The organism is Mycobacterium sp. IDUB_5, from assembly GCF_055419565.1.
Map to the genome: position 1 here is coordinate 1 of NZ_JBVAXX010000016.1, position 425 is coordinate 425.

1 protein-coding gene is annotated in these 425 nt (G+C 65.4%); it reads right to left on the reverse strand.

Annotation, left to right across the window (positions count from 1 at the left end; translation table 11 throughout):
- Positions 1–425: condensation domain-containing protein (locus ACZY1G_RS27800; protein WP_463824162.1), on the reverse strand; the 425-nt coding region annotated here is incomplete at both ends.

Here is a 425-nt window from a genome sequence, read left to right on the forward strand (position 1 = left end):
CCGACGACGATGTCGGTGCCAGCACCCAACCGGCGCAACAGAACCGCCACCGCCGCATGCAACACCATGAGCATGCTGACCTGCTCATCGGCAGCCACTTCTCGCAACGCTTCGACGCTGTCGGGATCGAGAGTCAGGTCCACCGTGCCGCCGGTGCCGGAGGGTGTGGCGGGGCGGGCGCGGTCGGTGGGGAGTGGGAGTTCGTCGGGGGCGTCGGCCAGGGTGTCGGTCCAGAACTGCAGATGTTCCTCGGCGGTCTGGTCGAGAAGGTGGTGTTGCCACAGGGCGTAGTCGGCGTACTGGACCGGTAGCGGTTCCCAGGTCGGTGACTGTCCGGAATGTCTTGATGTGTAGGCGTGTTCGAGATCTGTCAGCAGGGGTGCGTCCGACCATTCGTCGGTGGTGATGTGGTGCAGCAGCAGCAC